This window comes from Ancylobacter sp. IITR112 (assembly GCF_041415945.1).
Lineage (GTDB): Bacteria > Pseudomonadota > Alphaproteobacteria > Rhizobiales > Xanthobacteraceae > Ancylobacter.
Genome location: NZ_JBGCUS010000001.1, coordinates 512,670 through 529,773 on the forward strand (window position 1 = coordinate 512,670; position 17,104 = coordinate 529,773).

Below are 17,104 nucleotides of genomic sequence, written 5' to 3' on the forward strand. Positions count from 1 at the left end.
GTTCAGGGCGCCGGGGCGGAAACGTCGAGTTTTTCGCCGGTGCCGAGCAGGGCACGGCCGGCGCCGGAGCGGCGGATCAGCGCCTGCGGATCGGGCAGCACGATCGGCCGCTGCCAGTCGCCGCGCACGATGAAGGGCAGTTCAAACGCCACCGCCACCGAGGGGGAGGGCGCCGTCGTGGCGGCCGGAAGGGTCGTGCTCTCCGCCGTCAGGCTCGCCACCACGCCGGCCACGGCCGGGGCGGCGGCCGGCGCCGTCACAGCGTCCGGCCCGGCGGGCGGCGCGGCCGCCGCGACCTTGGCCGCCGGGGCCGCGCGCACCAACTGCGCGACGCCCGACAGGTCGAGGCCACGCGAGGCGACGGGGCTTTGTCCGGTCAACGCCACATGCAGCGTGCTGCTGGAGAGATCGAACCGGTCGAGCGTGACGATCCCCTCGGCGATGCGGGCATCGACCGCCACATCGGTGAAAGGCGTGCGCCCGCCGCGCAGATCGCCCCCCGAGAGCGGGCGCTTCTCCAGCCGTGTCAGGATGCGCCCGACGTCGATGCCGAGCAGGGCGCCATCGCTGCCGGTCAGGGTGAAGGCGCCGCCGAGACCCTCGGCGATATCCATGACGCTGCCGCCGCCGCCAACGGCCGACAGCCGGAACGAGCCGGTGCCTTCGAGCCGCGGCACCCGGAACAGTTCGCCCAGCGCCGGGCTCAGCGCCACATCGTCGGCAGACAGGTCGAGGCGCACATTCATGCCCGGCCCGGACGGGCGCGGAGAGAGCTGCACGGCGGCTCGGAACAGCCCACCCCAGGCCTCCGCCTCGCCAATGGTGAGCGAAAGCCGCCCGCCCTTGGCGGTGGCGCTCGCCGCCATGCGCTGAAAGGTGGTGTCGCCGAGGCGGACCTGCCCGGCGGACAGCCGCAATTCGACATCGAGCCCGCGCGCCGGGCCGAGATCGAGCGCCTCGCGGCTCCAGCCGCCGACATGCGGGTTGGACAGGCTCAGTTCGCCATAGGGAGAAAGGTCCATCGTCTCGCTGGCCAGCGAGCCCTGCAGCATCGGCCGCGCGCCGTCAATCCGCAGGTTGAAGGCGCCGATGCCGGAATTGCCGTCGAGATCGAGCTTGGCCTGGCTGAGCTGGACGCCCTGCGCCGACAGCAGCGCCACGCCGCGCAGGTTGAACGGGCCGAAGCCGCGCGCGGTCGGCGCTTCCATGCCGAGCCAGTCCAGCGCCTCGCGCAGCTTTCCCGCGCTCACCTTGAGATCGCCGGAAACGACCGGCCCGCCGGCCAGCCGGGCGCCGCCGGTGAAGCTGGCGCTGGCCAGCGGGGCGGTGAGCGACAGGGTGAGCCCGCCGACCTCGCTCGCGGCCAGCGCGCGCAGATTGCTGAGGCGGCCGTCGATCGCCACCCGTTCGCCGCGCCACACGGCGGTGCCGGAGACCTCGACATTGGCGCCGCCGCGCCAGCCAATGGTCAGGTCCGCGTCCGGGACCAGCATGTCGACACCCTCGCCGCGGGCCAGCCCGACGCTGCCATGGGTGATGACGAGGTCGCCGCGCGTAGTCGCCGTGCCGAGCGCGGCGATGAAACCGCCAAGCGCGGCCAGCCCGTCGCCGGGATCGGCAAGGGTGAGCCGCGCCTGCGGCAGCTCGATCGCGTCGGCGCGTACATGGCCGGCGAACAGCGGCAGCAGGTCCAGCACCACCCGCACGGAAGGCGCATCGAGCCGTGCGCGCGGATCTTCGAGGCTCATGCCGTCGATCGAGAGCGCGGGCCAGGGCAGCGCGGCGAAGGATACCGGGCCGTCGAATCGCGGCTCCACGCCGGTGGCGGCGGCGATCATCGCCCGCGCCTGGCTGCGCAGCGTCTCCTCCGAAGCGAGCTTGGGCGCAAGCACGCCCGCCGCCATCGCCAGTGCCACCGGCACGAGGAGGAATGGAATATATTTTTTCATTCTGCCGTCATGCTCCCCGCCCTCGCTACCCCATCGGAGCGAAGCCGCGCAAGCAAGGCGGCGCTCGGACAGGTACGGGTCGCGCGCAGGTGCCGTACCAAAGGTTGCCGCACCATGTTCGGCCTCTGTGTCTGTTTGATGGCCTGACAGGCGGCGCGGCCGGCGCTATGAGTGTTGCAGTGCAAAACGCCGAAGGAACGGCGCGTGGAACGGGAGGAAGGCTATGGAGGCAGACGGCATGGCGGGCATGGGGCCGAGCGGCGCGGACGGCGCGCCCCTGTGGACGCCGAGCCCGGAACGGGTGGCGCGCACGCAGATCGCCGCCTTCATCGCCGGGGTGAATGCCCGCCACGGCACCGAACTCGCGGATTATCGCGGCCTGCACGCCTGGTCTATCGCCCATCCCGCCGCCTTCTGGGAAGACATATGGGACCTGGGCGCGGTGATCGGCAGCCGCAGCGGCCCGGCGCTGGTCGATGGCGAGCGAATGCCGGGCGCCCGTTTCTTCCCCGAGGCGCGGCTGAACTATGCCGAGAACCTGCTGCGCCCGCGTGAGCGCGACAGCGTGGCGCTGGTGTTTCGCGGCGAGGACAAGGTCGAGCGTCATGTGAGTTTCGGCGAACTGACCGACCTCGTCTCGCGGCTGCAGCAGGCGCTGCGCGCGGCGGGCGTCGGGGTCGGCGACCGGGTGGCGGCGACCATGCCGAACCTGCCGGAAACCATCGCGGTGATGCTGGCGGCGTCCTCGCTCGGCGCGGTGTTCTCCTCCTGCTCGCCGGATTTCGGCGAACGCGGCATTCTCGACCGTTTCGGCCAGATCGAGCCCAAGGTCTATGTCGCCTGCGACGGCTACTGGTACAATGGCAAGGCCGTTTCCATCGCCGAGAAGCTGCGCGCCGCCGTGCCGCAGATGCCGAGCCTCGCGACGACGGTAATCGTGCCCTATCTGGGCCAGGCGGAGGAGGTGGCGGCCACCCTGCCGAACGGGGTGACGCTCGACGGCTTCATCGCCCCCTTCGCGCCGGCGCCGCTGAGCTTCGAGCGGCTGCCCTTCAACCACCCGCTATTCATCCTGTTTTCCTCCGGCACGACGGGCGCGCCGAAATGCATCGTCCATGGCGCCGGCGGCACGCTGCTGCAGCATATCAAGGAGCACCGGCTGCACTGCGACCTCGCGCCCGGCGACCGGCTGTTCTATTTCACCACCTGCGGCTGGATGATGTGGAACTGGCTGGTGAGCGGCCTCGCCAGCGGGCTCACCCTCTGCCTCTATGACGGCTCGCCCTTCGCCCCCAACGCCGCCGTGCTGTGGGACTATGCGGCGGCGGAGCGTTTCGCGCTGTTCGGCACCTCGGCGAAATATATCGACCAGCTCCGCAAGGACGGCGTGCGCCCGGGCGCGACGCATGACCTCTCGGCGCTGAAGGCGGTGACCTCCACCGGCTCGCCGCTGGCGCCGGAGAGCTTCGCCTTCGTCTATGAGGCGATCAAGCCGGACCTGCATCTCGCCTCGATTTCGGGTGGCACCGACATCGTCTCCTGCTTCGTGCTCGGCGACCCGACGGCGCCGGTCTACCGCGGCGAGATCCAGGCGGCAGGGCTCGGCATGGCGATCGAGGTGTGGTCGGATGAGGGCGTGCCGGTAACCGGCGAGCGCGGCGAACTCGTCTGCGTGAAGCCCTTCCCCTGCATGCCTGTCATGTTCTGGAACGACCCGGAGGGGGCGAAGTACCGCGCCGCCTATTTCGAGCGCTTCCCCAATGTCTGGTGCCATGGCGACTTCGCGGAATGGACGGCGCATGGCGGGCTGATCATCCATGGCCGCTCCGACGCCACGCTGAACCCGCAGGGTGTGCGTATCGGCACGGCGGAAATCTACGCCCAGGCCGAGCAGATCCCGGAGATCGTCGAGGCCATCGCCATCGGCCAGGACTGGGACAATGATGTGCGCGTGGTATTGTTCGTGCGGCTGCGCGAGGGGGCGGTGCTCGACGCCGAACTCGACAAGCGTATCCGCACCCAGATCCGCCTTGGGGCCAGCCCGCGCCATGTGCCGGCGCGCATCGTCGCCGTGGCCGATATTCCGCGCACCCGTTCCGGCAAGATCACCGAGCTTGCCGTGCGCGACGTGGTGCATGGCCGGCCGGTGAAGAACACCGAGGCGCTGGCCAACCCGGAATCGCTGGAACTGTTCCGCAACCTGCCGGAACTGGCGCAATAAGGACCAATCTCTTCCCCCGGGGATGCCCGGGGGAAGAGGCGGGCTCAGATCGGCGGCAGGTGCAGCCAATTCGCCGCGGCGCTGAGAATGAGGTCGACCGCCAGCGCCGCGAGGATCATGCCCATCACCCGGCTGATGATCGAGGCGCCGCCCCGGCCGATCAGGTTCACCAGCCGGCCCGCCGCCAGCATGATGAGCAGTGTCACCACCAGCACCAGGCTGAAGGTGGCGATGGTCATCATCCGGTCGGGAAGATCGTGGCGCGCATTGTCGGAGAGCACCACGGCGGCCAGCATGGCGCCCGGGCTGGCGATGGAGGGGATGGCGAGCGGATAGATCGCGATCTCCATCGGGTTCATCTCGGCCGGGGTGTGCGGGTCGGCGTGGCTCTTGCCGTGGATCATGGTGAGGGCGAACAGGAACAGCACGATGCCGCCGGCGATCTGGAAGGAGTCGATGGACACGTCCATCGACCGCAGCAGCCAGCTTCCCGCCATGGCGAAGAATACCAGCACGCCGAAGGAAATGAGCACGGAGAGCACCGCCGCCTTCTTGCGTTCGGCGGCGCTGAAGCCGGTGGTGACGGCGAGGAAGACCGGCAGCGTGCCCAGCGGGTCGATCACCACCCAGAGGGTGACGAACTCCTGAATGCGTTCCGCCCAGTTCATGATCCGCCCACCCGTTCGCCCTGCCTTATAGCGGTATCTGCGACGGCGCCAAGTTGCATCGCGGACGGGCCGTGGGCATGGTGCCGGCCGGCGCGCCGACGCCGGCGAATCGTATGAGAGACCCTGCATCATGGCGGAGCCGCGACAGAAACCGGACTTTTCGCGGGAGCTGGACGCCCACCGCGCGGGCGAGGCGCCGGTAGCCGGTGTCGATGAAGTGGGGCGCGGCCCCTGGGCCGGGCCGGTGGTGGCCTGCGCGGTCGTGCTCGATCCCGCGCGGGTGCCGGTGGGGCTGGACGATTCCAAGCGCCTGTCGGCGGGCCAGCGCGAGCGGCTGTTCGAGGAGATCTGCGCCACCGCCGATGTGTCGCTGGCGTTCGCGCCGCCGACGCGGATCGACGGTCACAATATCAGGCAGGCGACGCTGTGGGCGCTGGCCCGCGCGGTGGCCGGCCTCGCCTGCACGCCGCGCCTCGTGCTGGTCGATGGCAACGACCTGCCGCCCGTGCCCTGCGCCGCGCGCACCATCATCGGCGGCGACGGGCTGGTGGCGTCCATTGCCGCTGCCTCCATCGTCGCCAAGGTGACGCGCGACCGGCTGATGGGCGCGCTCGGCGCCGCCCATCCCGGCTATGGCTTCGAGCGGCATATGGGCTATGGCACGCCGGAGCATCAGCAGGCGCTGGCGGCGCTCGGCGTGTGCCGCCACCACCGCACCTCCTTCGCCCCCATCCGCCTGCGCCTCGGCGAAACGCCGGCGGCCTGAGCGGCGGGCGTTTCGGCGGGTCCTGAGGCGAGCCGGTGGCGCCTCAGTGGTAGCCCTCGCCCTCGCGCACCTTGCCGCGGAACAGCCAGTAGACGAAGGCGATATAGCCGAGGATCACCGGCAGCATGAACACCGTGCCGATGAGCATGAACACCTGGCTGGCCGGGGCGGCGGCGGTTTCCCACACGGTGAGCGAGGGCGGAACCAGATAGGGGAAGATCGACACGCCGATGCCGAAATAGCCCAGCAGGAACAGGCCGATGACGCCGAAGAAGGGCAGGTTGTCATGGCCCTTCTCCAGCCAGTGCCACACCGCATAGGCCAGCACCAGGGTGAGCAGCGGCACCGGGGCGAGATAGAACAGGTTCGGCGTGGTGAACCAGCGCTCGGCGATGCGCGGGAAGGCCAGCGGGGTCCACAGGCTGACGATGGCCATGAAGACGAGTACCGCCGGCAGCAGCTTCTTCGCCCGGGCGCGGGCGCGGGCGGCGGCGGCGCCCTCCGTCTTCATGACCAGCCAGACGCTACCGATCAGCGCATAGCCGGCGACAACGCCGACGCCGCAGACCAGGGCGAAGGGAGTGAGCCAGTCGAGCGGCCCGCCGGCGAAGGCGTTGTTCTCCACCTTGATGCCCTGCACGAAGCCGCCCAGCAGCACGCCCTGAAAGAAGGCGGCCAGCGTCGAGCCGCCGGCGAAGGCGATGTTCCACAGGAACCGGCTGGTGTCGGCGACATGGCGGAACTCGAAGGCGACGCCGCGAAACACCAGCGCCAGCAGCATGAAGATGACCGGCAGATACAGTGCCGGCATGACGATGGAGTAGGCGAGGGGGAAGGCGACCAAAAGGCCGCCGCCGCCGAGGATGAGCCAGGTCTCGTTGCCGTCCCAGAACGGGGCGACGGAACTCATCATCTGGTCCTTCTCGCTCTCGCTGGCCGCGAAGGGGAAGAGAATGCCCATGCCGAGGTCGAAGCCATCAAGCACCACATACATGGCGATGGCGACGGCCAGCAGCAGCGACCAGATGACGGGCAGATACCATTCCATACCAACGCCGGTCATGTTCATTCCCCCGGATGGTTGATGGCGGCGCGCGTCGCCTTGTGCGCCGAGGTGAGCGGACGGCTCGGCACGCCCTCGGGCGTCTCGACGGCGGAACCCTGCGGGCCGCGGGCGATCAGGCGGTTGATGTAGTAGATGCCGCCGGAGAACACGATGCCGTAGACGAAGACGAACAGCGCCAGCGTGGTCGCCACCGCCCATCCGTCGACCGGCGAGATCGCGTCCGCCGTGCGCAGGATGCCATAGGCGACCCAGGGCTGGCGGCCGACCTCGGTGACGAACCAGCCGGACAGGATGGTGACGAAGCCGATCGGCCAGATGTGCTGCAGCGGGGCGAGATACCAGTCGGTCTCGAACAGCCGGCGCCGCCAGAGCAGGAACACGCCGAGCCAGCCGACGAGGATCATGAGGATGCCGAGGCCCACCATGACGCGGAAGGCGAAGAACGGCACCGCCACCGGCGGGCGCTCGTCGCGCGGATATTCCTTCAGCCCCTTGAAGGTATCGTCCCAGCTATGGGTGAGGATGAGGCTGCCCAGATGCGGAATGGCGATCTGGTAGTCGTTGCGCTCTTCCTTCTCATTGGGCCAGGCGAACAGCACCAGCGGCACGCCGCTGGCACCGGGTTCGTTCTGCCAGTGCGCCTCGATGGCGGCGATCTTGGCCGGCTGGTGCTGGAGCGTGTTCAGCCCGTGCGCGTCGCCGATGAAGGCCTGCAGCGGCGCGAGGATGGCGATGAGGCCGAGCGCCATGCGCATCATGGTGCGCCCGTCTTCCGGATAGCGGCCGGAATAGACGTAGCGGGCGCCCACCGCCAGCACCACGAAGGCGGTGGTGAGGTAGCAGGCGGTGACCATATGGGCGAGGCGGTAGGGGAAGCTCGGGTTGAAGATGACCGCCAGCCAGTCCACGGGATGGGCGACGCCGTCGATGATCTCGTGGCCGGCGGGGGTCTGCATCCAGCTATTGGCCGAGAGGATCCAGAAGGCGGAGAGCGTGGTGCCGACCGCCACCATGACGCAGGAGAACACGTGCAGCCCGCGCGGCACCCGGTTCCAGCCGAACAGCATGATGCCGAGGAATGTCGCCTCCAGGAAGAAGGCGGTGAGCACCTCATAGCCGATCAGCGGGCCGATGACGTTGCCGACGACGCGGGAGAAATGGCTCCAATTGGTGCCGAACTGGTAGGACAGCACGATGCCGGACACCACGCCCATGGCGAAGGAGACGGCAAAGATCTTGGTGAAGAAGCGGGCGATGCGGTGGTAGCGCTCATGCCCTGTGCCGATCCACAGCACCTCCAGCGTCGCGATATAGGCGGCGAGGCCGATGGTGAAGCTGGGAAAGATGATGTGGAAGGAAACAGTGAAGGCGAACTGGATGCGCGCCAACATTGTGGGATCTAGTTCCATCGCTCAAGCTCCGCCGTCACCGCCAGCGAGGGTGACGCAGGCAGGGTAAGCCCGCCGGCGCGTCAATGGAATGACTCAAATCAGCCGCGCCATGGTCAAATTGTCTGGGGTGCACGCCCGCACACTGGCGAAACCTATGGCGTGCTTGGCTTTTCCGCCAGCTTCGCCTCGATGGTCAGCATGTCGCGCCAGGCCATGCGCTTGCCGAGCGGGGTGCGCAGGAGATAGGCGGGATGGAAGGTGGCGAGCGCGGGGATGACCCTTCTGCCGGTGTCGTACTCCATCCAGCGCCCGCGCGCCTTGGTGATTCCGTCGCGTATGTCGAGCAGGGTCTGCGCCGCGGGTCCGCCGAGGCAGACCAGGATGTCCGGGTTCGCCAGCTCGATCTGCCGGCGGATAAAGGGCAGGCAGATGGCGGTTTCCTGCGGCGTCGGGGTGCGGTTGCCCGGCGGGCGCCAGGGCACGACATTGGCGATATAGGCGCTCGTGCGGTCGATGCCGATCGCCGCCAGCATGCGGTCGAGCAGCTTGCCGGAGCGGCCGACAAACGGCTTGCCCTCGATATCCTCCTCGCGCCCCGGCGCCTCGCCCACCAGCATCAGCCGTGCCGCCGGGTTGCCATCGGCGAAGACGAGGCGGGTGGCAGTGTGCTTGAGCGGGCAGCCGTCGAAACTCTCCAGCAGCGCCCGCAGCGCGTCGAGGTCGGGAGCGGCGGCGGCGGCTTCGCGCGCTTCCAGCGCCGCCACATCCGGCGGCGGCGGCGCGGCAGGGGCGAGGAGGGCGGGCGCGGCTACCGGCGCGGGGGCAGCGCGGCGCGCGGCCGGCGCGGGGGCGATGCCGGCCGACGCGGATGCCGGGCGCGGCGCCTCACGCGCCGGCGCGGAAGACGCGGCGGCGCGGCTCGCCTCGCTTTCGGCGAAGCGGTTTACCGGCTCTTCGCCCAGCGCGACATCGACCCCCGCCTCCAGATGGAAGGCGAGGATGTCGGCGAGGGCGTCGCGGTCGCCCGCCCAGTCGTCGCTGTCGCTAAGTGTCGAACTCATCAGGCGCATTCTACCCTGTCGGAGTGGCGATCCTATCCGTCGCGGGGAGAGTTGTCAGGCCGGGGCAAGCGTGGAAGAAGTCCAATCAGCACCCTGCGGCAGCGGAGAGACGGAATGGACGCGGCGGAACGGCCGGCAGACCTGCCTGAGCGCGAGGCGATGGAATTCGACGTGGTCGTCGTCGGCGCCGGGCCGGCCGGCCTTGCCGCCGCCATCCGGCTGAAGCAGCTCGACGCGGATCTTTCTGTGGTGGTGGTCGAGAAAGGTTCGGAGGTCGGCGCGCATATCCTCTCCGGCGCAGTGGTCGATCCGTCCGGGCTCGACGTGCTGTTCCCGGACTGGCGCGAGGCCGCCGACGCGCCGCTGAAGACCCCGGTGACCGACGACCGCTTCTATTTCCTCGGCCCCGCCGGTTCGCTGCGCCTGCCCAATGCGCTGCTGCCGCCGCTGATGAACAATCACGGCGCCTATATCGGCTCGCTGGGCAATGTCTGCCGCTGGCTGGCGGGCAAGGCGGAAGCGCTGGGCGTGGAGATCTATCCCGGCTTCGCCGCTGCCGAGGTGCTGTATGAGGATGGCGCGGTCGTCGGCATCGCCACCGGCGACATGGGGATCGGCCGCGACGGTGCCATCACCGACCGCTTCACCCGCGGCATGGAGCTGAGGGCGAAATACACGCTGTTCGCAGAAGGCGCGCGCGGCCAGCTCTCCAAGCAGCTCATCGCCCATTACGGGCTCGATGCCGGGCGCGAGCCGCAGAAATACGGCATCGGCCTCAAGGAATTGTGGACCGTGCCGGCGGACAAGCACCGGCCGGGGCTGGTGCAGCATTCCTTCGGCTGGCCGCTCGACAACGCCACCGGCGGCGGCTCTTTCCTCTACCATATGGAGGACCGGCAGGTGATGGTGGGCTTCGTCGTCCATCTCAACTACGCCAACCCCTGGCTGTCGCCCTTCGAGGAGTTCCAGCGCTTCAAGACGCACCCGCTGGTGCGCGAGACGCTGGAGGGCGGCAAGCGGATTTCCTATGGCGCCCGCGCCATCACCGAGGGCGGCTATCAGTCGGTGCCCAAGCTGGTCTTCCCCGGCGGGGCGCTGATCGGCTGCGCCGCCGGCTTCGTCAATGTGCCGCGCATCAAGGGCAGCCACAATGCCGTGCATTCCGGCATGCTCGCCGCCGAAGAGGTGGCGAAGGCGCTGGGCGAAGGGCGCCAGCACGACGAACTCGCGGGCTATGAGGCCGGCTGGCGCCAGTCCGCCATCGGGCGCGATCTGTGGAAGGTGCGCAACGCCAAGCCGCTGTGGTCGAAGCTCGGCACCTATATCGGCATCGCGCTGGGCGGGGTCGATATGTGGCTGAACACGCTGCTCGGCGTCTCGCCCTTTGGCACGCTGGGGCACGGCAAGCCGGATTCGGCGACGCTGATGCCGGCGGCGCAGGCCAAGCGCATTGACTACCCCAAGCCGGACGGTGTCGTTTCCTTCGACCGGCTGTCCTCGGTATTCCTGTCCAACACCAATCACGAGGAAGACCAGCCGATCCACCTCAAAGTCGCCGACATGGCGGTGCAGAAAGCCTCCGAGCACGATGTCTATGCCGGGCCTTCGGCGCGCTATTGCCCGGCGGGCGTCTATGAATGGGTGGAGGAGGGCGGAGAGCCGCGCTACGTGATCAACGCGCAGAACTGCGTGCACTGCAAGACCTGCGACATCAAGGACCCGAACCGCAACATCACCTGGGTGGCGCCCGAGGGCGGGGGCGGGCCGAACTATCCCAATATGTGAGGAACGACCATGCGGAGCCGTCTTCTCGCCGCCCTGGCCATCGGGGCTAGCCTGTTTATGGGGGCCGGCCTGCCGGCGCGGGCGCAGGAGCGGCCGGATTACGCGCCCTACCGGGAAGGGCTGTTCCTGCGCTACCTCAACGCCGAGCCGGGCGAGATCGACGGTGTGCCGCGCATCGGCCTCTCCTTTGGCGGGCGACCGCTGCGGGCGGTGATCGATTCCGGCTCGACCGGCATCGTGGTGGCGGCCGAGTTCGTGCCTGGCTTCGAGGCGATGCCGTCGCTGGGGCCGGCCAAGCTGACCTATTCCAGCTCCGGCCGGGTGATGCTGGGCCAGTGGGTGGTGATGCCGGTGACGCTGTCGGGGCGCGAGGGGGCGAGCGTCACCACCGATCCGCTGCCGGTGCTCGTCGTCACCGAGGTGCAGTGCCTCGATTATGCCCGTGTCTGCCAGCCCACTACCTCGCCGCGCAACATCGCCATGGTCGGCGTCGGCTTCGCCCGCGAGGGCGACAGCCAGAGCCAGAGCACGCCGGACAAGAACCCGCTGCTGCACGTGACCGGCGGTGAGCGGCGGCAGGGCTATATTCTCTCGCCCGAGGGCGTGCATGTCGGGCTCACCGCCGCCAATACACGCGGCGCCTTCCGCTATGTGAAGCTCGCCCGCCGGCCCGACGGCACGGACTGGGCGCCGCTGCCCGCCTGCATTTCGCTGAACGGCGCCACGCCGCCGGCCTGCGGCACGGTGCTGGTCGATACCGGCGTCTCGGTGATGTACATGACCGTGCCGGAAGCGCAGGCGCAGGGGGCGCAAGGCACGCTGCCCCCGGGCACGCAGGTCGCCATCAGCATCGGCACGGAAGAGAGCGCCTTCCCGCTCTACAGCTTCAGCGCCGGCGATGGCGGGCCGGTGACGCCCAGCGCCATCCATCTGCGGGTGGCGGCGGACCGCACCTTCGTCAACACCAGCTACCACCTCCTGAACGGCTTCGACGTGCTGTTCGACGGCGAGGGCGGTTATGTCGGGTTCCGGCCGCGCTGAGGCGCGGCCCGCTCAGAACAGGCTGAACAGGAACACGGCGAGCAGGATGGCGGCGGCCCACAGGTCCGTCACCATGGCGACGTTCTCATGCATGGTGCGGTGCGGGCGCATCAGGTGATTGATGCCGGCGAGGCCGAGGAACAGCCCGCCGATGAAGGCCACCGGCAGCGCCCAGATCGAGAACAGGATCGACAGCAGGCCGGCGAGGCCGAGGGAGACATTGGCGAAGCCGAGTTCCTGCACCACCACATGGGCGGCCGGCGCGTCGACGCCGAGAATGCCCTTGAGGGTGAAGCCGGGCTTGAGGATTTGCGACAGCCCCGCCAGCAGTAGCCGCACGCCCACCGCCCAGAAGGCGAACCATTTGGTGGCGATGACGATGAAGCTGCCGAGGCCGGTAATGTTGGGATATTCCGCCGCGATGCTCATCAGCGGCGCCACAACCATCGTCACCGCGACCAACACGTAATACATGCGCCCATTCCCCCGTGCGGCGGAAGAGCCTTCTCCCGCATCCCCGTTCCCCGGCGGCAGTTGGAGCCGGGGAACGGGGCGCTGTCAATCGCGGGCGGCGCTCACGGCGTGCCGAGCGGCAGCACCGCGCCGGCGCGCGTGACCGCGGGCGGATTCCAGCGCCCGGTCAGCGCCTCGGTGCGCGGGGCATAGAGGCGCATGGTGAGGTTGAACGGGCCTTTCGGCGCCGGCAGCCAGTTCGATTCGCGGTCCGCCCCCGGGCTGTCCGCCTGGACATAGAGCACCAGCGTGCCGTCCGGCTCGGTCTTCAGCGGCATCCAGCTCGACAGGGCGAAACGCTCCAACGGGTTGGCGACCTGGTAGCCGGCCGCGTCATAGAGCGTGACCGACCAGAACGCATCCGCCGGCGGCTGCTGGCCGGGCGGGAAGCGCAGCGTGTAGCGGTGGGTGCCGTCGAGCGGGTGGCCGCCGGCATCGACGAAGTTGAGCGGGTAAATGGCGTCTTCCGGCAGGTTCGCGCCGAGGCCCTGCTGCGCGATGATGGCGCGCTTGAGGTAGTAATTGCCATACACGCCCATCGTGTCGACATTCATGCTCCAGCCGTCGACCACGTCGGCGAGCTTCGGCACCTTCCACGCCATCAGCTCCTGCGCGCTGGCGGGAGCGGCGTCGATGGCGGCCTTCACCGCAGGCGACAGGGCGGCCGCGTCGTAGGAGGCGCCGGGCACCAGGCCGAGACGCTTCATCTGGGCGAGGATCGGCTCGTCGGTCAGATGCGGCGGGTGAAGCTTCAGCAGCTCGGCCGCCTTGGCGAAGAAGGCGGGGCCGCTCATGCCGTCCACCTGCAGCTTGGGCGGGGTCTTCACATCCACCGCCGGGTCGATCTTCTGCACCGGCGGCGGCTCCGGCGCGCGGCCCCAGGCGGCGAGGGGGGTGACGCGGAAGCCGGCCTGCACCTTATGCACGGCGGCATAGTCGGCCGGCCCATCGGTCTTGGTGCGGCCGATGATCCAGATGGTCGGCGTCGGCGCGGCGATCCGCGTCAGGCCGGCGGGCACGGTGCCGGTCCAGCCGGGCGGGGTGACGAGATAATCCGCCGCCGCCGTGCCGGTGGTGCGCCAGCCCGGCGAGGCGAACACGTCGGTCCACATGTCCAGCATCGGCAGCAGGTAGTAGCGGCCCTGCGTGTCCGGGGCGGAGACGACCAGCGGCCCGGCGGACAGATCGAGCCAGGCGGAGGAATAGAGCGTGTCGAAATTGGGCCGCACCACCGTCTTCATGTCCGCGGTGGGAAAGCCCGGCACGTTGACGAACACGTTCATCGGCCCGCCGAGGCCGGAGGACGGCGGCAGGTTGATGAGCTGCTGGCGCGTCACCTCCATGGTGACGAGCGGGTAGAGATAGATATAGGCGTCGCGCGCAATGGTCGCGGCGTCCGGTCCCTCGCTAGCGGCGGCGGGGGCGCCGATCGCCAGAACCGCCGCGGTGAGCGCGGCGGCGAGCCCTCGAAACGCAGTCATGCCTTCCTCCTCGCAGCGCCCTGACGGCGCCTGACGGCCCGATGTTACCGCACGGCGCGGCAGGTGGCTTGAGGTGCCGCAAGGCCAAGGCGGAGGCGGGCAGAGGGCGGGGGCGGGGCTGTCATGAAATTGTAATCGTCACTTCATCCACCCGTCACCGCGGGCGACTACCCCAAGCCGGTCTTCAACAGGCCGGCGGAGCACCGATGGCGGCAGCCCTTCAACTCGACCGCGTGAGCAAGACCTACGGGCAGATGCGTGCCGTGGAGAATGTCTCCCTCACCATCCAGCCCGGCGAGCGTGTCGCTCTCATCGGCGCTTCGGGCTCCGGCAAATCGACGCTGATCCGCCTCGCCTCCGGCCTCATTCTGGCCGACCGCAACGGTGCCGGTTCCGGCGCCGTGCATTCCTTCGGCGTCAAGGTGCAGGAAGGCGGCAAGCTCAGCGGCGATGTGCGCGCCGCGCGCCGCCATATCGGCCTGGTCTTCCAGCAATTCGCGCTGTCCGGCCGGCTTTCCGTGCTGACCAATGTGCTGGTCGGTGCGCTCGGGCGGATAAATGTGTGGCGCGGCACGCTCGGCCTGTTCAACGCCGATGAGCGCCGCACCGCCTATGCCGCCCTCGCCGAGGTCGGCATCGCCCAGCACGCCGCCAAGCGGGCGCGCGAGCTTTCCGGTGGCCAGCAGCAGCGCGTCGCCATTGCCCGCGCGCTGGTGCAGGGCGCCAAGCTGGTGCTCGCCGACGAGCCCATCGCCTCGCTCGACCCCAAGAGCGCCAAGCGGGTGATGGACACGCTGGTGACCATGAGCCGCGACCACGGCATCGCGCTGGTCGTCTCGCTGCACCAGGTGGACTACGCCACCGCCTATTTCGACCGCGTCGTGGCGATGAATGCCGGCAAGGTCGTGTTCGACGGCCCCGCCGCGCAGATCAACGCGGCCTTTTTGACCGAGCTCTACGGCGCCAGCGCCGAGGAGCTGATCCTGCCCAGCCAATTCGCGGTGCCGGCCCCCGCCGAAGCCGTTTCCTCCACCCAGACCGTTTCCTGACAGGAGCACGCCCATGAAACGCCTGATCGCCGCCGGCCTCGCGCTGGCCGCCCTCGCGAGCACCCCGGTTCGCGCCGAAGAGATCAAGGAGCTGAACTTCGGCTTCATCTCCACCGAATCCTCGGCCAACCTCGCCAAGAGCTTCGAGCCCCTGCTCAAGGACATGGAAAAGGCCATCGGCATTCCGGTGAAGCCCTTCTTCGTCGGTGACTATGCCGGCGTCATCGAAGGCATGCGCTTCAAGAAGGTCGATATCGGCTGGTTCGGCAACAAGTCGGCGATGGAAGCCGTGGACCGCGCGGGCGGCGAAGTGTTCGTCAAGACCGCCAAGCCGGACGGCTCCTCGGGCTACTACGCCCTCATCGTCACCAATGCCGACCGCAAGGACCTGAACGAGCTCAAGGACGTGCTCGACTGCTCCAAGGGTTTCAACTTCGGCAATGGCGACCCGAACTCCACCTCGGGCTTCCTCGTTCCCAGCTACTACGTCTTCGCGCTCAACAATGTCGATCCGAACAAGTGCTACAAGCGCGTCGTGACCGGCAACCATGAAGCCAACCTGCTCTCGGTCGCCAACAAGCAGGTCGATTTCGCCACCAACAACACCGAAAACATCACCCGCCTGCAGCAGACCCGTCCGGAAGAAGCCGCCAAGATCAAGGAAATCTGGCGCTCGCCGCTGATCGCCGGCGACCCGATCGTGTGGCGCAAGGATCTGCCGAACGATCTCAAGGCGAAGATCTACTACTTCTTCATGAGCTATGGCCGCCTCGGCTCCGACGAGGAAGTCGCCCATGCGCGTGAAGTCCTCGCCAAGACCTCGGACGGCTGGGGCCCCTTCCTCGCTTCCTCCGACGCCCAGCTTCTGCCGATCCGCCAGCTTGAGCTGTTCAAGGCCAAGGTGAAGCTGCAGAACGACGACAAGCTCTCGGCCGACGAGAAGGCGAAGAAGATCGCCGAGATCGACGCCAAGCTCGCCGCCCTGGTGGAAGAGCAGAAGAAGTTCCCGGCCATGTGAGCCGCGCGGGACCGCAGGCCGGTCCCGCCTCCTGCCACCGACACGCATCCCGGACGGCCGAAAGGCCGATCCGGGATCGCTGTGACAGGGCCCGCCACTGACGCGGGCCGCACGACGATCACGGGGATTGCCACATGTTCGCCGCAACCGACGCCGCTCACCGCACCGCCACGCGCACCATGCCGGCCCCGCCGGTGACCCCGCTGGGCACCCGCCTGCTGCGCCTCGCGATCGCCGCGCTCACCATCGTCGTGCTGGTCGCCGCCTGGTATGAGGCGGAGATGAACCCGGCGCAGCTCTGGCGCGACGCCGGCAACATGGCGACGCTGGGCGCCGACTTCCTGCGCCCCGACTTCTCCGATTGGGACGTTTACACCAACGCCATGCTGGAAACGCTGGCGATCGCCATCTGGGGCACGCTGCTCGCCGTCATCGCCGGCATTCCGCTCGGCGTCCTCTCGGCCGAGAATGTCGCCCCGCACTGGCTGGCCTTTGTCATCCGCCGGCTGATGGATGCGTGCCGCGCCATCAACGAACTGGTTTTCGCGCTGATCTTCATCGCCGCCGTCGGCCTCGGCCCCTTCGCCGGCGTGCTCGCCCTGTTCATCCACACCACCGGCGTCGTCGCCAAGCTGTTCTCGGAAGCGGTCGAGGCCATCGACCCCGCGCCGGTGGAAGGCATTCGCGGCACCGGCGGCACCTGGCTGCAGGAGATCATCTATGGCGTGCTGCCGCAGGTGCTGCCGCTGTGGATTTCCTACGCGCTCTACCGCTTCGAATCCAATGTCCGCTCGGCGACCGTGCTCGGCATCGTCGGCGGCGGCGGCATCGGCATGACCTTCAACGAGACCATGCGCGGCTTCCTCTATTCGCAGGCCTCGGCGATCCTGATCATCGTCATCGTCACCGTCACCGTGCTCGACATGCTGAGCCAGCGCATCCGCAAGAAGTTCATCTGAAGCGCGGCCAGCCGCCCTGCATCATTCCGGCGAGCCGGACAGAGAGTGCACGAAAAGGTTGTCTTCGAACGCTCGCGCGGTATCCTTCTCCCACCGCGTGGGCCTCGCCTGCCGGGCCGTCGGTTGACGCTCCAAC

14 protein-coding genes are annotated in these 17,104 nt (G+C 68.7%); 7 read left to right on the forward strand and 7 right to left on the reverse strand.

The window, feature by feature from the left end; all coding sequences use genetic code 11:
• Positions 1-2 precede the first annotated feature (2 nt).
• Positions 3-1,949, reverse strand: coding sequence for an AsmA family protein (locus AAC979_RS02250; RefSeq protein WP_371345195.1), 1,947 nt, complete (start codon positions 1,947-1,949; stop codon positions 3-5).
• Between the two features lie 223 nt (positions 1,950-2,172).
• On the opposite strand from AAC979_RS02250, the gene AAC979_RS02255 reads away from it, so the two are divergent.
• Entirely contained in the window at positions 2,173-4,170 is a 1,998-nt protein-coding gene (locus AAC979_RS02255; RefSeq protein WP_371345196.1) for an acetoacetate--CoA ligase, read from the forward strand.
• Between the two features lie 44 nt (positions 4,171-4,214).
• Here the strand turns inward: AAC979_RS02255 and AAC979_RS02260 are convergent, their stop codons facing one another.
• Positions 4,215-4,838 carry a MarC family protein gene (locus tag AAC979_RS02260; protein ID WP_371345197.1) on the reverse strand — a complete coding sequence of 208 codons (624 nt, stop codon included), beginning with the start codon at positions 4,836-4,838 and terminating at the stop codon, positions 4,215-4,217.
• A gap of 130 nt (positions 4,839-4,968) precedes the next feature.
• Here AAC979_RS02260 and AAC979_RS02265 point away from each other — a divergent pair, with 130 nt between their 5' ends.
• The gene (locus tag AAC979_RS02265; RefSeq protein ID WP_371345198.1) at positions 4,969-5,604 is read left to right on the forward strand and encodes a ribonuclease HII; all 636 of its coding nucleotides are present in this window, start codon (positions 4,969-4,971) and stop codon (positions 5,602-5,604) included.
• A gap of 43 nt (positions 5,605-5,647) precedes the next feature.
• Here AAC979_RS02265 and cydB read toward each other — a convergent pair whose 3' ends face one another.
• From cydB to AAC979_RS02280, 3 genes are all read right to left on the reverse strand, one after another.
• Positions 5,648-6,673: a cytochrome d ubiquinol oxidase subunit II gene (gene cydB, locus AAC979_RS02270; protein WP_371345199.1), complete on the reverse strand. Its 1,026-nt coding sequence runs from the start codon at positions 6,671-6,673 to the stop codon at positions 5,648-5,650.
• Positions 6,670-8,079, reverse strand: a complete 1,410-nt coding sequence (locus AAC979_RS02275; RefSeq protein WP_371345200.1) for a cytochrome ubiquinol oxidase subunit I — start codon at positions 8,077-8,079, stop codon at positions 6,670-6,672. The genes cydB and AAC979_RS02275 overlap by 4 nt, the downstream gene beginning before the upstream one ends.
• 134 nt (positions 8,080-8,213) lie before the next feature.
• Positions 8,214-9,122, reverse strand: a complete 909-nt coding sequence (locus AAC979_RS02280; protein ID WP_371345201.1) for a uracil-DNA glycosylase — start codon at positions 9,120-9,122, stop codon at positions 8,214-8,216.
• A gap of 114 nt (positions 9,123-9,236) precedes the next feature.
• Between AAC979_RS02280 and AAC979_RS02285 the strand changes: the two genes are divergently transcribed.
• Together AAC979_RS02285 and AAC979_RS02290 are read left to right on the forward strand one after the other, a co-directional pair.
• Complete coding sequence (locus AAC979_RS02285) at positions 9,237-10,907, forward strand: electron transfer flavoprotein-ubiquinone oxidoreductase (RefSeq protein ID WP_371345202.1); 1,671 nt, start codon at positions 9,237-9,239, stop codon at positions 10,905-10,907.
• A gap of 9 nt (positions 10,908-10,916) precedes the next feature.
• Positions 10,917-11,948, forward strand: coding sequence for a hypothetical protein (locus AAC979_RS02290; RefSeq protein ID WP_371345203.1), 1,032 nt, complete (start codon positions 10,917-10,919; stop codon positions 11,946-11,948).
• Between the two features lie 12 nt (positions 11,949-11,960).
• Here AAC979_RS02290 and AAC979_RS02295 read toward each other — a convergent pair whose 3' ends face one another.
• Together AAC979_RS02295 and AAC979_RS02300 are read right to left on the reverse strand one after the other, a co-directional pair.
• A complete protein-coding gene (locus AAC979_RS02295; protein ID WP_371345204.1) occupies positions 11,961-12,422 on the reverse strand; it encodes a hypothetical protein in 462 nt (153 codons plus the stop codon).
• Between the two features lie 101 nt (positions 12,423-12,523).
• The gene (locus AAC979_RS02300) at positions 12,524-13,942 is read right to left on the reverse strand and encodes a DUF1254 domain-containing protein (RefSeq protein WP_371345205.1); all 1,419 of its coding nucleotides are present in this window, start codon (positions 13,940-13,942) and stop codon (positions 12,524-12,526) included.
• A 206-nt stretch (positions 13,943-14,148) separates the two neighbouring features.
• Between AAC979_RS02300 and phnC the strand changes: the two genes are divergently transcribed.
• From phnC to phnE, 3 genes are all read left to right on the forward strand, one after another.
• Positions 14,149-14,991 carry a phosphonate ABC transporter ATP-binding protein gene (gene phnC / locus AAC979_RS02305; protein ID WP_371345206.1) on the forward strand — a complete coding sequence of 281 codons (843 nt, stop codon included), beginning with the start codon at positions 14,149-14,151 and terminating at the stop codon, positions 14,989-14,991.
• Positions 14,992-15,004: 13 nt separating this feature from the next.
• Positions 15,005-16,009 carry a phosphonate ABC transporter substrate-binding protein gene (phnD, locus tag AAC979_RS02310; protein WP_371345207.1) on the forward strand — a complete coding sequence of 335 codons (1,005 nt, stop codon included), beginning with the start codon at positions 15,005-15,007 and terminating at the stop codon, positions 16,007-16,009.
• Between the two features lie 134 nt (positions 16,010-16,143).
• Complete coding sequence (phnE, locus tag AAC979_RS02315; protein WP_371345208.1) at positions 16,144-16,968, forward strand: phosphonate ABC transporter, permease protein PhnE; 825 nt, start codon at positions 16,144-16,146, stop codon at positions 16,966-16,968.
• Positions 16,969-17,104: the final 136 nt, after the last annotated feature.